This is a genomic window from Kitasatospora sp. NPDC005856 (assembly GCF_040629945.1).
Taxonomy (GTDB): Bacteria; Actinomycetota; Actinomycetes; order Streptomycetales; family Streptomycetaceae; genus Kitasatospora.
Map to the genome: position 1 here is coordinate 94646 of NZ_JBEXWT010000011.1, position 16281 is coordinate 110926.

Sequence of the window (16281 nt, forward strand, 5' to 3'; positions counted from 1 at the left end):
CCTCGGCGCAGCACGCCACGCACCCGAAACCCGCACGGTCACTACCGTCTTGCGAACCCACGAATCCCCCACGCTTGAGCAATCCCTGACTGGCCGCCACCATAGCAACCCACGGGTGAGTCCCGTCTGTTGAATGAGCCCTTTCAACGTTGCGTCTCCAGGGTGAGGATGGCCTTGCTGGCTGACCCGAGCCGGCTGGGGCTGCGGCGGGCGTGTCGGAAGATGCGCCAGCGCTTGACGGTGGCGACGCCGCGTTCGACCGGGCATCGAAGTCGGGCGTGGGCCGTGTTCAGCGATTTCTCTTTCGCGGTCAGCTCGCTCTTGGGCCGTCGCCGGACCGGGACGGCGACGCCTGGGCCGGCTCCGGTGTAGGCCAGGTCCGCGAGCGCCGGGATCCGCAGCCGGCCGCAGGTCGCGACGATCCGGTGGCGTCGGGCCGCGGTCAGGTCGTGGGTGCGACCGGGCAGCGGCCGGGAGACCCACAGGACGTTGCCCTCGGGACCGGTGATGACCTGCAGGTTCACTCCGTGACGGCGGTGCTTGCCGTAGTCGGCCCGGCCGTCGCCGACGCGGTCGCACTCTGCGAGGGTTCCGTCGACCAGGACGTACTCCGGATCGGCCTCGCACAGGGCCCGGGTCAGGCCGGGGGCACGGCGGGCGAGGAGGTCGGTGACCTGGTGAACATAGGCGTGAGCGGTGCCGACGCTGATTCGGAAGCCGGCCGCGATCTGCGCGAGCGTGTCGTGCTTGCGCAGGTACACCAGTGCGACCAGAGCACGCTGCGAGGGGCGGAGCTTGCACCTGCGGTCCCCCCCCCCCCCCCGGGTGACGATCAGCATGGTGACCCACTCAACGAGCGCGTGCGGCAGGTCCAGTGCGGCCGGATATGTGACCACCAGGGCTCCCCGGCCGAAGAGTTGAGACGTCAGATACCTCACTCAACTGCCCGGGAGCCCTGTCCGTTCTGCCTTGGGCCGCGACCGCCCGGCCGTCACCCGATCGGTGGCCGCTCTGAAAAGGCTCAGTGTCCCGGCGGCGGCGTCGCCGAGCTCAGGGTTGTTCCTGCGTCAGCCGCTCCGCCCCCGGGCCCTGACCGCCGTCCTCACCGGCGAACCCGTCCTCTGTACCCACACCTGACTTCAACAGCCCGTACGATGCTGTCGGTGGTTCAGAGTCGGCTCGTCGGGGCGCAGCTGGGAGAGATGGTCTCTGGGGCGTCGGCTCCGTACACACGGGGCTCCGGATTCGAACTGAATGAACTGGCGCACTCTGGGCCCAATCGCCGCAGGTCAGGAAGTGTCGGCCCCGCGCACGCGGGGATAGCTCCCGCCTTCAAGGGGCTCGCCATCGGCGCCCAGCGTCGGCCCCGCGCACGCGGGGATAGCTCCGGACACGGGCCGCTGACGGGGGTCGGGACGGCGTCGGCCCCGCGCACGCGGGGATAGCTCCCACTACAGGATGGTAGCCAAGGCGCACGAGCTGTCGGCCCCGCGCACGCGGGGATAGCTCCAGGCCCTCGGCCTCAGCGCGAACCTCGATGATGTCGGCCCCGCGCACGCGGGGATAGCTCCAGCCGCGACTGGCTGGCGGTCGGCCGCCGGGCGTCGGCCCCGCGCACGCGGGGATAGCTCCGACGTCGCCCCGACCGACGAGATCTTCATCTGGTCGGCCCCGCGCACGCGGGGATAGCTCGTCATCTACCAGGACGTGAACGGCGCCAACATCGTCGGCCCCGCGCACGCGGGGATAGCTCGCACAGAGCCGCGGGGAGCGAGGCCCTCGTGTCGTCGGCCCCGCGCACGCGGGGATAGCTCCCGACCCAGCAAGCAGATCGGTCATCAGCGTGCGTCGGCCCCGCGCACGCGGGGATAGCTCCTCGACGAAGCCCGGGAAGCACTTAGCGCCGGCGTCGGCCCCGCGCACGCGGGGATAGCTCCATGGCCGCGGTGCTGTCGGAGTTCGCCCGCCAGTCGGCCCCGCGCACGCGGGGATAGCTCCGGCCAAGCCCAGACCCTCATCGCGGTCCGGCTGTCGGCCCCGCGCACGCGGGGATAGCTCCGGCGGGACGACGCCTCAGCTCCCGATTCCAGGGTCGGCCCCGCGCACGCGGGGATAGCTCCGGGTCGGGGGACCCCGAGGACCGGTGGCCGCTGTCGGCCCCGCGCACGCGGGGATAGCTCCAGCCCTCCGGATTTACCGTGGTAAACCTCGGAGTCGGCCCCGCGCACGCGGGGATAGCTCCGGCGCTGGGTTAGCCCCCTCCCGCAAGGGAGCGTCGGCTCCGCCTTCGCGGGGATTGCGCTCGACGCAGCCCGCCTACGGGCGCATGCGGGTCTCCCATCGATGGGCAGCCACTGCCCGGACCTCTGCCAGCGCGTGTTCGCGATCGACGGGCGGCGGCTGGAACCGGCCGCCGGACCGTCGGACGTGTTCCTCCCAGCGGTCCTGCCAGAACTCCACTGTCCAGCCGGGCCATCGCTGCGGCATCTCGTAAGCCTCGGCCGACGCCCCGAGTACCCACCAGCCCACCCGGCGCCGAACCGGATCGACATGGACCCCGGCTTCAGCCGACATGCGACACGCCTCATGCTCCGGGCCGCCGGCCAGCCGGTCGAGAAGTGAAGTCCCCTCCCGGATCGGATGGTCGGAAACGTTCGCCACCACATAACAGCGGTCCGACCCGACCGTCACCACCGCGACCATCGGCTCAGGGTCTGCCAGGTCCTCCGACTCCGGTTCCAGCAACTCTCCGACGAGAACATCGGGGTCGCGGTCGCGAACGAGTTCAGGATCCAGCCCCAGGTAGGTCCGCAGTTCCGCGGGACCGTCGTACGCCCACCGCACCTCCCAACCCGCCCAGGCCTCTCGCAGCAGCTCCATGGCCGCAGCCCTGTGGCGCATCACGACACTCGGCCCCTCCCAGGCGAACACCAGCAGCACCCTGCGACCGAGGTCGATCAGCGCCGCCCCCTGGCAGTGCACGTCGTCCAGCCACCAGCCATCAACTTTCAGCTGCCGGACCATAGAGAGGGCCTCCGCCGGCCCGGCCAGCAGGTCGAGGTCGATCCCTACCGCGCCGAACCGGGAGAGATACAGCTCGTACTCGCCGTTCTCGCGGACGACGACAAAGTTCGCGCGGTCAGCCACCTGCCCAGGATGGCCGACACCAGAAGCCTGCCACCACCGATTTCACGCAGCCGCGGAGCCACAAGGCCGAAAAGCGGCGACCTCGACCGCGCCCTCGTTGCCAACGGCGGCCAGCACCTCACTCCGCGCTACGCCAGCGGCAGCCCATCAGCCGCCCCCGGCGGCGTCATCGTGAACACCCCTGGCACCAGCATCAGCGCCCCCCGTCGATACCGACGCCCACTTCGCCGTCGCCATCACCGTCCACAAGGTCCTGCTCACCGCCCGCCTCACCCAACGGCATCCGGACCACCCCTGAAGACCTCAAGCTCATCAGCACCCCCCGCAACCGCGCCACTGGCACCGTGATCATCAATTCCCTCCGACCACCGCACCGCCACTGGCCCGGCAAGGACCTGACACGGCCTTCCGCCGGGGCCGCCTGCCGCGGCCGGAGACCGGTCAGCGCATGCAGCCGGGATCAGCCGATGAGCCCCCGTGCCCGGTGATGAGAAGACCGTACGTGACCCTCGACGACCGGAGCGTCCGGGTCCTGCTCCGGCAACTCGACGACCCCGACCACGTCGAGCTCCCCCCCGGTGGCCACGATAATGCTGCCGTTCGAGCGCGGTTCGACCGGCTCGCAGCCCGCTTGGACCGATGGTTCCGGTGCAGCTGCATTGTCGGTCGGTACGGCGAAGACCTCCGGCGGTCCGTCGGCGCGGGCGCTGTCTGGTACGGCATGTGCGGTGGTCCGTCCGCCCGTCAGTCCGGTCCGCGGTCCGCGCTTGCCCACTGGCCAGGCCCTGCGCATCGGCATCGCCTCAGCCAGTGGGACGATGTGACCGTCGTTTCATGTGTTGAGAAAGGGGCCGATGTGCCGTACGAACTCGCGGGTCGGCTCGTCGTCGGAATCGCCTCCAGCGCCCTGTTCGACCTCGCCGAGAGCGACCGGGTCTTCCGCGAGCAGGGCGAGGAGACCTACCGCGCCTACCAGCGCGAGCACCTCACCGACACTCTGGAACCGGGTGTGGCATTCCCGTTCGTGCGACGCCTGCTGTCCCTGAACGACCTCGCCGAGCCCGACGACCCGCTGGTCGAGGTCATCGTGCTCTCCCGCAACGATCCGGACACCGGCCTGCGGGTGATGCGTTCCATCCAGTCCCACGGCCTGGCCATCAGCCGGGCGGTGTTCATGCAGGGCCGCTCGCCCTACCGCTTCATGCCGGCGCTGAACATGTCGCTGTTCCTGTCGGCGAACCAGGACGACGTGCGCGAGGCCGTCGCCCTCGGACTGCCCGCCGGACATGTCCTGGGCCCGGTCGCCGAGGACGAGCCGGAGGACACGGACCTGCGGATCGCCTTCGACTTCGACGGCGTCCTTGCCGACGACTCCGCCGAGCAGCTCTACCAGAGCGGTGGCATCGAGGAGTTCCGCGCCCACGAGGTCGCGAACGCGGACGTCGCCCACGATGTCGGTCCGCTCAAGGAGTTCCTCACCGCGGTCAACCGGATCCAACAGCGCGAGGAGGAGGAACGGCGCAAGGACCCGACTTCCCGGATCCGCGTGCACGTGTCCATCGTCACCGCCCGCAACGCCCCGGCCCATGAACGAGCGGTGACGAGCCTGAACCGCTGGGGACTGCGGGTGAACGACGCGTTCTTCCTCGGCGGGATAGACAAGGGCCGGATCATGTCCGTCCTGAAGCCGCACATCTTCTTCGACGACCAGGCCGACCACCTCGAGAGCACCGCCCGGACCACACCGAGCGTCCACGTCCCCTTCGGCCGGCTCAACCAGCCGCCCGCGCCGCCGACCACGGCCACGCCCAACCCCTGAACCGGCCCAAGCCCTGCCACGCCCCTGCCCACCGGCGCTTCCGCCGAGCGGGCGCCGGCTCAGCTGACCGCCGACGTGCAGGACAAGCCCGACGGGAGCGCGCTGAGCGCCACCCTGTCGAGCCCGCAGGTGACACCGGACAGAGCGCACACCAGCCGCCCGGTCCTGTCCGCCGGTCGCCCGGACGCTGGGTACGCCGCTCAGGGCCGGGCGACACTCGAAGCGGTCGGCGGCTGGCAGCCCGGCGGGGGCGTCCGTCGCCACCGTCGCCGTGACGGCCCTCGGGGTCCACCGGATGGACGGGCTCTCCACCGTTCGCCGCCAGGACAACGAAGTCCGCGATCCGGCTGCCCAGCTGCTATTTCCAGTACATCGTGCAGCTCGTCGACCAGTCGCCGCCACCTGCCTCGACAAGATCAGCCTGACCGCCAAGGCGCTGGCCGACGGGATGCTCCTCCAGGGCAGCACCGGCATCCGTGGCCGAGGCGGAGCCGTCGTCACCAGCGGCACCGTCCGGGCGGGATCGGGGACGTGGACGACACCGACCTTCCGGGACGGCTGCACCTCGCTCGCTGGCCGGTGCTCGGTCGGGAGTAAGAAGAGGCCCGACGGGTCAGGGATGCTGCGCGGAATCGCGGCCGTACCGGCATCGTTCTGTGGCGGCATGGTCGCCGTCATCGACGACCCCGCATGGGGCCGCGCCTGGGAGACATTCCAGTCTCGCTGGCGCCAACGGGCAGGTCACATCCCTCTGGCTCCAGCCCAACAGGGACTTGAAGTTGAAAGCGCATCTGGATGGTCCGGTGGCTGGGTCGCTTCAGTGAGGTGGCGTGGTCCTGCGTCGACTGACCGTATTTCGGAGCCTGCGGCGACGCCACCGGGCGGAGTGGTGGAGGCCGCTGCCCCGGGTGATCTCCAACGCAGGGAAGGCGGTTCGGGGCGCGCAGTTGTTCAAGTGCTCCCGACACGGTGCTCGTCCGCCTACATTGTTGAGGGGCGGCCTCAAGCGCCCGCGTACCTTACGCGGCTCGGGGGGCGTATCGCTGTTCGCCGCTGGTATGAGCAGAGATGGGGAGGCCGGTATGGCCGTGAGACGTGCAGGGACAGTCCTGTTGGTGTTGGGGGAGTTCTGATCGCAGCCGGCGGTGTCACAGCAGCGGTCTTTGCCCGGGACTCAGGAGGGGTGGCGACGCAGGAAACCTGCCGGTCATCCCGGAGATGCAGAAGTATGTCGAGACTCCGGCAGCGTTTGAGGAGCACCTGCGTTCGCATCCGCCGAAGGCCCTGATGGGTGAGATCCATGGGGAAGACAAGTAGCGCACAGGGGCGGGGCTGCGCAGGCCGAACGCGCAGCTGGCTTGTCAGGGTGCAGCTGGGAGAGATGGTCTCTGGGACGTCGGCCCCGTACACGCGGGGCTCCGGATCCGAACTGAATGGATTGGTGCACTCTGCGCCCAATCGCCGCAGGTCAGGAAGGGTCGGCCCCGCGTACGCGGGGATAGCTCCAGGTCGCCGAGGTCGTCGGCGAACGCCTGCCCGTCGGCCCCGCGTACGCGGGGATAGCTCGGCCTGCGCGGCGGGCTCGGTTTCGGTGGCGGGGTCGGCCCCGCGTACGCGGGGATAGCTCCTCTTCGAGGTCGATCTTCTGTCGTCGCGGGTCGTCGGCCCCGCGTACGCGGGGATAGCTCGTGTCTGAGGTGTGACCGACTCGGGACGGCGGAGTCGGCCCCGCGTACGCGGGGATAGCTCCGTCGCGGCCAGCTGCTTCTGGTCGAATCCGCTGTCGGCCCCGCGTACGCGGGGATAGCTCCTCCATCAAGGGCCGAACGGTGACCGTCGGCGTGTCGACCCCGCGTACGCGGGGATACGTTCTGCCCGGCGTCACGGTCCTCGGCTTCTGGTGGATCACCTGCTCGAGCACGTCGAGAGCGGCGACGCGGTCGGCGAAGTGCATGGCCTCGCCACGAGGAAAGCGGTTGGGGCGGCAGGGGTTCGGCTCGCTGGTGAACAGGATTCGCATTGCACTCCCACCGTCGCGCGCGGCTGACAGGCCGTCAAGGACGCGCGGGGGCAGCAGGGTGCAGCACGCGCTCTGCGACGGGGTTCGAGGCGGGTCGTCCGGACTCGGGTCCTCGGCTCGGTCAGGCGGCACGGCTCTTGCCGTCGGCGATCGGACCGCGGACGTAGCCGGACCAGGGGCTTGTGACGTCTCCTGTGGCCGGGCGTCCGAGGCGATGAATGCCGGGCCGGCGTACTCCTCGCGCAGGCCGATGACCTTGTCGGTCTCCGGCACCGCCGACGGGCATCCTTGCCGCTGCCATGGCGGAATGCGCCGTTCGCAGGCGGCCTGCCTCCTATGCGCGCAGGTAGGCGAGCACGGCGAGGACACGGCGGTGGCCTTGACCGTCGAGGCGCAGTTGGAGCTTCTGCAGGATGCTGCTGACGTGCTTGTTCACGGCCGCCTCCGTGACGAACAGGGCGCCGGCGATCGCGCCGTTGGCGAGTCCCTCGGCCATCAGGGCGAGGACCTCCCGCTCGCGAGAGGTGAGCCGCTCCAGTGGATCATGGCGACGGTTGAGCAGTTGGCGGACCACCTCGGGATCGATCACCGTCTCGCCCGCCGCGACCCGGGTGACCGCGTCCACGAACTCGGCGACCGCGCTGACCCGGTCCTTCAGCAGGTAGCCGACGCCGGCGTCGGTGCCCAGGTCCAGCAGGTGGGCGGCATAGGACTGCTCGATGTACTGGCTCAGCACCAGGACCGGCAGGCCGGGCCACTCGCGGCGCAGGGCGATGGCCGCCCGTAGCCCGTCGTCGGTGTTGTCCGGAGGCATCCGGACATCGGTGACCACGATGTCCGGCCGCTGCTCGCGGACGGCGTCGATCAGTGCGCCGGCGTCGCTGACAGAGGCGGTGATTCGGTGGCCGAAGCGGGTGAGGACGCCGACGAGGCCGTCACGCATCAGGGGAGAGTCCTCGGCGATGACGACGGTCAGTGGCATGGCAGCTCCAGGTGCAGAAGGGTCGGTCCACCGGGCGGGCTGGAGACGCGCAGCCGCCCGTCCGCGGCCGCGGCCCGGTCGGCGAGGCCCACCAGTCCCGTCCCGGTCGTGGGGTCCGCTCCGCCGACCCCGTTGTCCCGGACGGAGACGGTCAGCATCCCCGCGTGCAGATGTGCCTGCACCCCTGCCCGGGTGGCCTGGCTGTGCTTGGTCGTGTTGGCCAGGGCCTCGGCGACCACGAAGTAGGCGGTGGTCTCGACCGGGGTGGGCAGGCGGCGCGGCAGACGGATGTCGACCTCGACGGGCAGGACGGAACGGGCAGCAAGGTTCTCCACGGCGGCGGCGAGCCCGTGGTCGGTGAGGGCCTTGGGGTGGACTCCGCGGCTGAGTTCGCGCAGCTCGGAGACAGCCAGGGTGAGTTGCTCCTGCGCGTCGGCGATCCGCTGGTCGAGCGTCGATCCGGGTCCGGCGTCCAGCCGGGCGAGCCCGAGGGCCACGTTGAGGGAGACGAGCCGCTGCTGGGCGCCGTCGTGCAGGTCCCGTTCGATCCGGCGGCGCTCCGCGTCGAAGGCGTCGACCAGCCGGGCGCGAGAGGCGTGCACCTCGGTGAGCCGGTAGCCCAACTCGCCGTCGCGCGGCGCCAGCAGCAAGCGGGTGACCGCCCCCCTGGCCGCGGCCCAGGCCGTGACCGTGTACGGGCCGGCGGGCAGCAGGCACAGCCCGACCACCAGCCACGGCCAGGCCGAGGGGTCGTCGAGCGGCGCCGTGATCAGCAGGAATGGGACGACCAGGCCGAAGGCGAGGACGAGCAGGTCCATCCACCACAGCGCGGTCATCGACACCGCGGTGAAACCCAGTTCGCGCCAGGTGGCCGGCTCTCGCAGCCGGGTGCGCAGCCACCCCCGCGCGCCCGGCCGCTCCGGCGGCCGGTGCGGGTCCGGCACCGGGTCCCTGTCCGCCAGGCGCAGCCGCCACCGCTCGAAGCGGGCCACGGGCACGCCGGACAGCGCGACGGCGAGCACGAAGACCGCGCCCACGCCGACGGGCAGCGAAGCCACTCCGATGGCCAGCAGGGCCGGCAGGACGACGACGGTCGTCCCGCCGAAGGCCACGCCGGTCACCAGGTAGGCCAGCGAGCGCCACGGCCATGCCGAGCGCAGGACTCTCAGCGGATTCTCGGCCAGGGCCTGCCAGGCGGTCCGGTGTCGCATGCCGCGACGCTATCGAACGGCGAAGTCGCGTGTCGGTAGTGCCTGTACTACCTCTCTTCTCCCATCCGCACCAATGCGCGGGCCGCCGGTGGACCGCTGCACTGGAGGACATGAAGACGCTCCCCACCACGACCGGTTCCGGCCGCGACTCGGTGCACAGGTCGGCCCGTACTGTCGCCGGTTCCACCCCCCGCACCGCGGCACGCCGCCTGGCCGCACTCCTGACCGCCGCCGCGGCGGCGGTGGCCCTCGCGGCCGGGCCCGCCGCTCTGCCGGCCTCGGGCGCGCAGGCTGCCGGGCTGACCTCGGACGCGGTCGACCGCTACGTCCGGCACTACGTGGAGCGGACCGGTCTGCCCGGCGCCGTCGTCGCGGTGACCGAGGGCGAGCGGGTGGTGCACACCGCCGGCTACGGGCACACCGCAGCCGGTCAGCCGATGACCTCCGCAACCCGGGTGCCGGTGGCCTCCCTGTCGAAGGCCATGACGGCCATCGCCGTCGTGCAACTCGCCGAGGAGGGCCGGGTCGACCTGGACCAGCCCGTGCACCGCTACCTGCCCGAGTTCACCATGGCCGACCCGCGGGCCGAACAGATCACCGTCGGCCAGTTGCTGACCCAGACCTCCGGCATGGCCGACTCCGCCTACCCCGACCTGACCCGGGCCCAGCCGCGCACCCTCGAGGAGGCGGTCGCCGCCATGCGCGGAGCGCACCTCGCGGCCGCTCCGGGCACCAGGTTCAGCTATCACAACCCCAACTACTTCGTGGCGGCGCGGCTGGTGGAGGCGGTCAGCGGGCAGGAGTTCGGCAGCCGGCTCACCGAGCGGATCTTCGGTCCGCTCGGGATGACGCACACCACCTCGGTGGCGCAGACCCTCGACATGCCGGAGCAGGCCCGCGGCTACGTCCGCGCGTACGGGACGCTGGTCGCCCGTCCCCACCCCCGCTGGTTCACCGAAGGCGCGTTCGGCGTCGTGACCACGGCCGACGACCTCTCCCGGTGGCTGATCACCCAGAACGACCAGGGCCGCACCGCGGACGGCCGTCGCATCGTCTCCCCATCCGGCATCGACCTCACCCACACCCCTCCCGGGACACCGGACGACGCTCGTTATGCGATGGGCTGGACGGTCGAGAACCGGGACGGCGGCCCCGTGCGGCTCCAGCACACCGGCCAGCTCCTGACCCACAACTCCATGGCGGTCCTGCTGCCGAGCAGCCGGGTGGGCATCGCCGTGGTCACCAACACCGGCATGGTCTCCGGGGACGACGCCCAGCAGATCGCCGAGGGGCTCGTCGCCGTGGCGCAGGGCAAGCACCCCGAGGTCGAGGAACCGTTCACCATGACGGCCGACTGGGTGCTGCTGGCCCTCACCGTCCTCGCGCTCGCCCTCGGTCTCCGGGGATGCCTCCGGGCCGGGCGCTGGGCCGAGCGCACCGTCCGGCGGCCGTGGTGGCAGACCGCGCTGCGCGTACTGCCGTACGGCCTCGTGATCGCCTTCTTCACGCAACTGGCGAACCTGCTGGGCCTGTTGTTCAACCGCTCCGGCACTCTTGCCCAGGCCGCCTACGCCTGGCCGGCCCTGTTCGTCTGCGCGGCCGTGGGCGCGCTGGCGGGGGGCGTGGTGCTCCTCGTCCGGAGCTGTGCGCTGCTTCTGCGCTGGCGGGCCGGCCGGACGCAGCGGGGCCTGGCGCGGCTGCCGCAACGCGGCCGGCGCTGACGTGACGCCGGCCCTCTGCCTTATCCGCCCTCATCCAGTGCCCGGGACGAGCCGGTGGGCGATTCGCCGGGAGGAGCCCGCGGCTGCCACGCGCGCCGTCACAGGTGGCGCATGACTGCGACAACAGCTGCTGTTCGAACCCACGCTCCGAGATCACTCCAGTGAGCTCCTACGCCTCGACCGCAAGGCCGACGAGCGGGACGGCCGCCCCATCCAGCACCGGCAGTGTGAGCGCGGCGGCCACCTCCTCCCTGGCCCGCTCCAGGAACGTGCCGACGAGACGGTCGGGGAGCCCGGCCTTGCTGTGGGCGGAAGGCTCGGTCAGGGGCAACATATGCCAGGCCGACGGCTCCACCCGTTCGAGGACGTCGAGTACCGCGGCCTGCCACAGGTCTGCGACGACCGGACCAGGGCCGAGTTCAGGATGCGCGCGGCGAAGCCCTCGCGGCTGACGATCGGGTCGAACTGCGCGTGCACCCGGGCCGAGACGGCCAGCTGGGCCACGGGCAGCCCCGCATGGACGTACCCCGTGGCCGCTCCGTCCATCGGCAGCGCCACGGCCACCGGAACGGTGGGACCGAGCCTCCTTGTGGAGGCGGCGCCACCCGGGCGGGACGGGATCAGCGTGTCGTAGACGCGCCAGAGGGCGCCCCCGGTGGTCCGGGCCTCCCGCACCCGGACGGCGTGCTCCGCGCCGTCGACCGGCAGGCTCAGGGAGGTGGCGTCCTGCCAGCTCAGTCGCAGGACCCTCTGCTTCGGGCCGGTGGGGTCAGCAGTCGCCACGGTGACCTGTTCGAGGTGGCGCAGGAAGAGCAGGGAGCTGTCCTGCCGGTTCTCGAACCACTCGAGGAGTTCCTCGGCCGCGAGGACCCCGGGGTCGAGCGGGATGCGGAAGACCGTCCATTCCCGCCCCGAGATGTCCGCCGGCAGGCGTAGGAGGTCGGCCGGTTCCAGGGTGATGCCGGCGAATCGCACGTGGTACGGGTGGCCGTGCACCTCCCAGGAGGTCGAGAGCAACCGAAGTGTCGTCAGGCCGATGCCGAACCGACCGGTGCTCGCGGAGTCCAGTCGCTTGCCGCTGATCCACGGCAGCCCGAGCCTCGGGATGTCGGCCAGGCGCAGGCCGCTGCCGTCGTGCGCGATCAGGAGCTCGGTCGGCCGCCGGTGGAAGCGGATCTCGCGGGCTCCGGTGTCGTCGGCGTCCCGATCCCCTCTGCGGGCCCGAGGCGGACCGCGTCGGACGCCGCCTCGGGCCCGCCTCACCGACGCGCGGTATCAGCGGTTGTAGAGCTTGCGCGCCAACAGGTAGCCGGCGAGCGCGATCACCGCGCTCCACGCGACGGCCTTCGTGAGGTCGGCGCCGGCCGGCTGGGCGGCGAGCAGCTTGCGCAGGGTCTCGATGACCGGGGTGAACGGCTGGTGGTCGGCGAACCAGCGCAGCGGCGTCGGCATCGACGAGGTGGGCACCACGCCGCTGCCGAGGAACGGCAGGATCAGCAAGGGCATCGGCAGGTTGCTGGCGGTGGCGACGTTGCGGGTGATCATGGCGAGCGCGACGGACAGCCAGGTGATGGCGAAGGTGAACATGGCCAGGATGCCGATGACACCGAGCCAGTCCAGGGCGGTGGCGGCGGGCCGGAAGCCCATCGCGAAGGCGGCGGCGGTGGTCGCGGTGAGCGCGAGGAAGTTCTGCACCAGGGCGCCGAGCACGTGTCCGGTGAGGACGGAGACGCGCGCGATGGCCATGGTCTTGAACCGGGCGACGATCCCGCCGGTCATGTCCATCGCGACGGCGATGGCGGTGCCCTGGGCGGCGCCGGCGATGGTCGTGGCCATGATGCCGGGCGTGAGGTAGCCGACGTAGGCGGCGCGGCCGCCGCCGATGCCGGCGCCCATGGTGCCGCCGAGGACGTAGACGAACAGCAGCAGGATGATCACCGGGACGGCCGTGTAGGTCAGCAGCGGCGTCGGGTAGCGGCGGACGTGTTTGAGCTGGCGGCGCAGCATGGTCGCGGAGTCGGCGACGGCTTTCATCGGGCAGGTTCCTTCACAGCGATGTCGTTGGTGCCGTTGATGGAGTTGGTGTCGTCGGTCAGGGCGAGGAGGACTTGGTCAGGGCGAGGAAGACGTCGTCGAGGTCCGGGGTGTGCACCGTCAGCCCCGCCACCTCTGCGTCGATCGCGTCCAGCTGGCCCACGACGGCCCTCAGTGCCTCGGCCACGCCGCCGTCCGGGATCTGGACGGTGAGTTCGGCGTCGTCGGCGAAGCGCACGGCGATGTGGCCGCCGGGAATCAGGCGCTTGAGTTCGTCAGGCGTCCCCTCGGCGACGAGCCTTCCCTCACTGAGCAGGGCCACGCGGTCGGCGAGCTGGTCGGCCTCCTCCAGGTACTGGGTGGTCAGGAAGACGGTGACACCGTCGTTCTCGACCAGGTCCCGCACGGTGCGCCACAATTCGCGGCGGCTGCGCGGGTCCAAGCCGGTGGTCGGTTCGTCGAGGAAGATCAGCCGGGGCACGCCGACCATCGTCATGGCGAGGTCCAGGCGGCGACGCAAGCCTCCGGAGTAGGTGGCGACGGGTTTGCGGGCGACGGCCGTGAGGTCGAAACGTTCGAGCAGCGCCTGCACGGTCCGGCGGCGCCGCGAGCGGCCGACGTGCAGCAGGTCGGCCATCAGGCGCAGGTTCTCCTCGCCGGTGAGCAGGTCGTCCACTGCGGAGAACTGGCCGGTGACGCCGATCGCGGCGCGCACCGCGTCGGGGTCCCGGGCCAGGTCGTGGCCGGCCACGCGGATCTCGCCGGCATCGGCCTTGATCAGGGTGGACAGGATCTGGACGATCGTGGTCTTACCGGCGCCGTTGGGGCCGAGCAGGGCGAAGACCGTGCCCTGCGCGACGGTGAGGTCGACGCCGTCCAGGACGAGGTGGGCGCCGTAGGACTTGCGCAGTCCAGTGGCGGAGATGATGGCATCTGTGTTCAGCACGAGCTGAAAGCTACGTTGCGTTCAGAGAAAATGTCTACGGATAGATCCACATAACCGCAGTTCAACGGCCATATTTTGATGCAATGACGATGCCGCCGAATGCACCGTTGGCGTTGCACCAGGTGTCGCCGAATGCAAGACTGCGGCCATGCCAGGAGGAAGACTGACCCAGCAGGACCGCCACCGCATCGCCGCCGGACTCGTCGAGGGGCTCTCCTACGCCGAGATCGCCCGGCGCCTCGGCCGGACCACGTCGACGGTCACCCGGGAGATCGGCCGCAACGGCGGTCCGGCCGGCTACCGCGCCGAACTCGCGCAGCAGGCGACGGAGCGCCGGGCACGCCGCCGCACGCCGAGCGCCGGGCGCACGCCCGGCGCCGGGCACACGGACGCCCAGGACCAGGCGGTGGAGCTGGCGGTGGGCACCGGGCTGCCGAAGATGATGGCCAGGGTCCTGATCGCACTGTGGCTGAGTACGGACGGCAGGCTCACAGCCACCGAGCTGACCCGGGAGCTGGGAGTCAGCCCGGCATCGGTCTCGGCGGCGGTCGGGTATCTGATCCGCCAGGAGCTGATCCGGCGCGAGGCCCAGGGACGCCGGGACGTGTACGTGGTCGACAACGACGCCTGGTTCCAGTCGACGGTGACCGGCGCGGAGCAGACGCTTCATGCGGCACAGGTCGCGGTCCAGTACGCGGAGCAGATCGGCCTCGACACGCCTGCCGGAGCGCGGTTGGCGAAGAGTGGGGCGTTCCTGGAGCGGATCAGCCTGGACGCGTTGGAGTCGGCGGCCCGGTGGCGCGACCTGCTGAGGTGACACGAGTCCCCTGCGTCTTCAGGCGCTCAACGGCTTCTCAGCACGACCGATGGCTTGACAGTGAGACCCGCATTGAGGGGTATCCCGCGCCGCCTGGTGCCGGACAACCTGAAGACCGGCGTGTGGCTGCGTAGGTGACAACGGACAGCACTTGTCGACGAGTTTGGGCAGCAGATGCTGATCTTCGGGCTGCGAAGTGTCGGTGAGAACTGACAGCACCGACGGCGGTGTCCGTGCTGTCGGTGGTCTCCGGAATGATGCCCCTGTCCGAGGTCGATAGAGAGGGGCTGTCATGGATGACGAGCTGGGCGATCTGATCCACCTGGCTGATCCGCCGGGAACGAGCGGTCACGCTGTGTCTCTGCGTGTACTGGAGTGGCCCGCCCCGGGCGGCGAGTTCCTCGACTGCGAGTTCGTCGTGTCGACCGGGACCATCAACGGCAGCTTTCCCGTCGGCATCACGTCCGATGACCTGGACCAGTGGGAGGAAGCCCTGGACAAGCTGGTCGGCAATCGGTTCGTCTCGTGGCTGAACTCCGGCCGAACGGTCCAGCTCGGGATCAAGCCGTTGGCTTCTGGAGCGATCGGTGTGTCGCTTCAGGACGCTCCGTCCTCGCAGGTGACGGTCAGCCTGCCTCTCTCGCCGTCGGCCGGCTGGATCGAGGACCACCGTGTGCGCCTTGATCATGTGCGGCGGGTGTTTGCGGGCTGACCGTTCCGGGGCGGTGTTCGAAGGGCATGGCCAGGTGGCGGCGCTCTCCGAACACCTGGCCCCAGACAGTCGTCAGCTGACGGCTGCCTGCTGTTCGGCGCGGGCGCGGGTGGTGGCGAGGCGGTAGGAGTCGGTGCCGGTCTCGATGATGTTGCCGCCGAAGGTGAGTCGGTCGACGATGGCCGCGCAGAGGCGGGGGTCGGTGAAGGTCTTGGTCCAGCCGCCGAACGACTCGTTGGAGGCGATGGCGACGCTGTTCTTCTCCTCGCGCTCGGTCAGGACCTGGAACAGCAGTTCGGCGCCGCGTCGGTCGAGTTCCATGTAGCCGAGTTCGTCGATGCACAAAAGATCGACGCGGCCGTAGCGGGCGATGGTCTTGGTGAGCTGCTTCTCGTCCGCGGCCTCGACCAACTCGTTGACGAGCTTGGTGGCGAGGACGTACTTGACCCGGAAGCCGGCCATCGCGGCCTCGGTGCCCAGCGCGATCAGCAGGTGGGACTTGCCGGTTCCGGAGTCGCCGATGAGGCAGAGCGGCAGGCTCTTCTTGATCCACTCGCAGGTGGCGAGGGTGTGGATCATCGCCGGGTCGATGCTGGGGTTCGCGTCGAAGTCGAACTTCCGCAGCGACTTATCGCGGGGGAAACCGGCGGCCTTGATCCGACGCTCCGAACGGCGCCGGGCCCGGTCGTCGCACTCGGACATCAGCAGTTCGGCGAGGAACCCGAGGTAGGACATCTGCTCGCGGGAGGCCGTCTCGGCAAGTTCGGGGAACTGGGCGCGGATGGTGGGCAGCCGCAGCATCCGGCAGGCCTGGTCGATGGCCGCGTTGGCGGCCTGCTCGGTGAGTCCTCGCTGACGGGGGAAGGTCACGG

Annotated in this window: 13 protein-coding genes and 2 CRISPR repeat arrays; of the genes, 4 read left to right on the forward strand and 9 right to left on the reverse strand. The window is 70.6% G+C overall.

Features of this window, described 5'->3' with window-relative positions:
* Positions 1 to 143 precede the first annotated feature (143 nt).
* Together ABZ449_RS09690 and ABZ449_RS09695 are read right to left on the reverse strand one after the other, a co-directional pair.
* Positions 144 to 896 (reverse strand): transposase family protein, encoded by a 753-nt coding sequence (locus ABZ449_RS09690; RefSeq protein WP_360342922.1) that lies wholly within the window; start codon positions 894 to 896, stop codon positions 144 to 146.
* A 402-nt stretch (positions 897 to 1298) separates the two neighbouring features.
* A CRISPR array of direct repeats spans positions 1299 to 2303; the repeat unit is 28 nt; unit sequence GTCGGCCCCGCGCACGCGGGGATAGCTC.
* Positions 2304 to 2316: 13 nt separating this feature from the next.
* Positions 2317 to 3147, reverse strand: coding sequence for a hypothetical protein (locus ABZ449_RS09695; RefSeq protein ID WP_360342925.1), 831 nt, complete (start codon positions 3145 to 3147; stop codon positions 2317 to 2319).
* An 856-nt stretch (positions 3148 to 4003) separates the two neighbouring features.
* Between ABZ449_RS09695 and ABZ449_RS09700 the strand changes: the two genes are divergently transcribed.
* Positions 4004 to 4966: a 5'-nucleotidase gene (locus ABZ449_RS09700; protein ID WP_360342928.1), complete on the forward strand. Its 963-nt coding sequence runs from the start codon at positions 4004 to 4006 to the stop codon at positions 4964 to 4966.
* 1477 nt (positions 4967 to 6443) lie between these two features.
* Positions 6444 to 6837: direct repeats of the CRISPR family, unit length 28 nt; unit sequence GTCGGCCCCGCGTACGCGGGGATAGCTC.
* A gap of 483 nt (positions 6838 to 7320) precedes the next feature.
* On the opposite strand, the gene ABZ449_RS09705 is transcribed toward ABZ449_RS09700, so the two are convergent.
* Both ABZ449_RS09705 and ABZ449_RS09710 read right to left on the reverse strand, forming a co-directional pair.
* Entirely contained in the window at positions 7321 to 7968 is a 648-nt protein-coding gene (locus ABZ449_RS09705; RefSeq protein WP_360342931.1) for a response regulator transcription factor, read from the reverse strand.
* Complete coding sequence (locus tag ABZ449_RS09710; RefSeq protein WP_360342934.1) at positions 7959 to 9179, reverse strand: sensor domain-containing protein; 1221 nt, start codon at positions 9177 to 9179, stop codon at positions 7959 to 7961. Before ABZ449_RS09710 ends, ABZ449_RS09705 begins: the two co-directional genes overlap by 10 nt.
* A gap of 110 nt (positions 9180 to 9289) precedes the next feature.
* Here ABZ449_RS09710 and ABZ449_RS09715 point away from each other — a divergent pair, with 110 nt between their 5' ends.
* Positions 9290 to 10900 carry a serine hydrolase domain-containing protein gene (locus tag ABZ449_RS09715; RefSeq protein WP_360342937.1) on the forward strand — a complete coding sequence of 537 codons (1611 nt, stop codon included), beginning with the start codon at positions 9290 to 9292 and terminating at the stop codon, positions 10898 to 10900.
* 169 nt (positions 10901 to 11069) lie between these two features.
* Here the strand turns inward: ABZ449_RS09715 and ABZ449_RS09720 are convergent, their stop codons facing one another.
* From ABZ449_RS09720 to ABZ449_RS09735, 4 genes are read right to left on the reverse strand one after another with little or no spacing between them, the layout of a single operon-like run.
* Positions 11070 to 11234, reverse strand: coding sequence for a hypothetical protein (locus ABZ449_RS09720; RefSeq protein WP_360342940.1), 165 nt, complete (start codon positions 11232 to 11234; stop codon positions 11070 to 11072).
* On the reverse strand, positions 11222 to 12163 hold the full coding sequence (locus ABZ449_RS09725) for a hypothetical protein (protein WP_360342943.1): 942 nt from the start codon (positions 12161 to 12163) through the stop codon (positions 11222 to 11224). Before ABZ449_RS09725 ends, ABZ449_RS09720 begins: the two co-directional genes overlap by 13 nt.
* A gap of 12 nt (positions 12164 to 12175) precedes the next feature.
* Positions 12176 to 12934: an ABC transporter permease gene (locus ABZ449_RS09730; RefSeq protein WP_360342946.1), complete on the reverse strand. Its 759-nt coding sequence runs from the start codon at positions 12932 to 12934 to the stop codon at positions 12176 to 12178.
* Between the two features lie 58 nt (positions 12935 to 12992).
* Complete coding sequence (locus ABZ449_RS09735; protein ID WP_360342949.1) at positions 12993 to 13880, reverse strand: ATP-binding cassette domain-containing protein; 888 nt, start codon at positions 13878 to 13880, stop codon at positions 12993 to 12995.
* Between the two features lie 148 nt (positions 13881 to 14028).
* Here ABZ449_RS09735 and ABZ449_RS09740 point away from each other — a divergent pair, with 148 nt between their 5' ends.
* Both ABZ449_RS09740 and ABZ449_RS09745 read left to right on the forward strand, forming a co-directional pair.
* Positions 14029 to 14697 (forward strand): helix-turn-helix domain-containing protein, encoded by a 669-nt coding sequence (locus ABZ449_RS09740; RefSeq protein WP_360342952.1) that lies wholly within the window; start codon positions 14029 to 14031, stop codon positions 14695 to 14697.
* Between the two features lie 292 nt (positions 14698 to 14989).
* A complete protein-coding gene (locus ABZ449_RS09745) occupies positions 14990 to 15409 on the forward strand; it encodes a DUF5959 family protein (RefSeq protein WP_360342955.1) in 420 nt (139 codons plus the stop codon).
* Between the two features lie 72 nt (positions 15410 to 15481).
* On the opposite strand, the gene istB is transcribed toward ABZ449_RS09745, so the two are convergent.
* Positions 15482 to 16279: an IS21-like element helper ATPase IstB gene (gene istB, locus ABZ449_RS09750; protein ID WP_360342958.1), complete on the reverse strand. Its 798-nt coding sequence runs from the start codon at positions 16277 to 16279 to the stop codon at positions 15482 to 15484.
* Between the last annotated feature and the right edge of the window lie 2 nt (positions 16280 to 16281).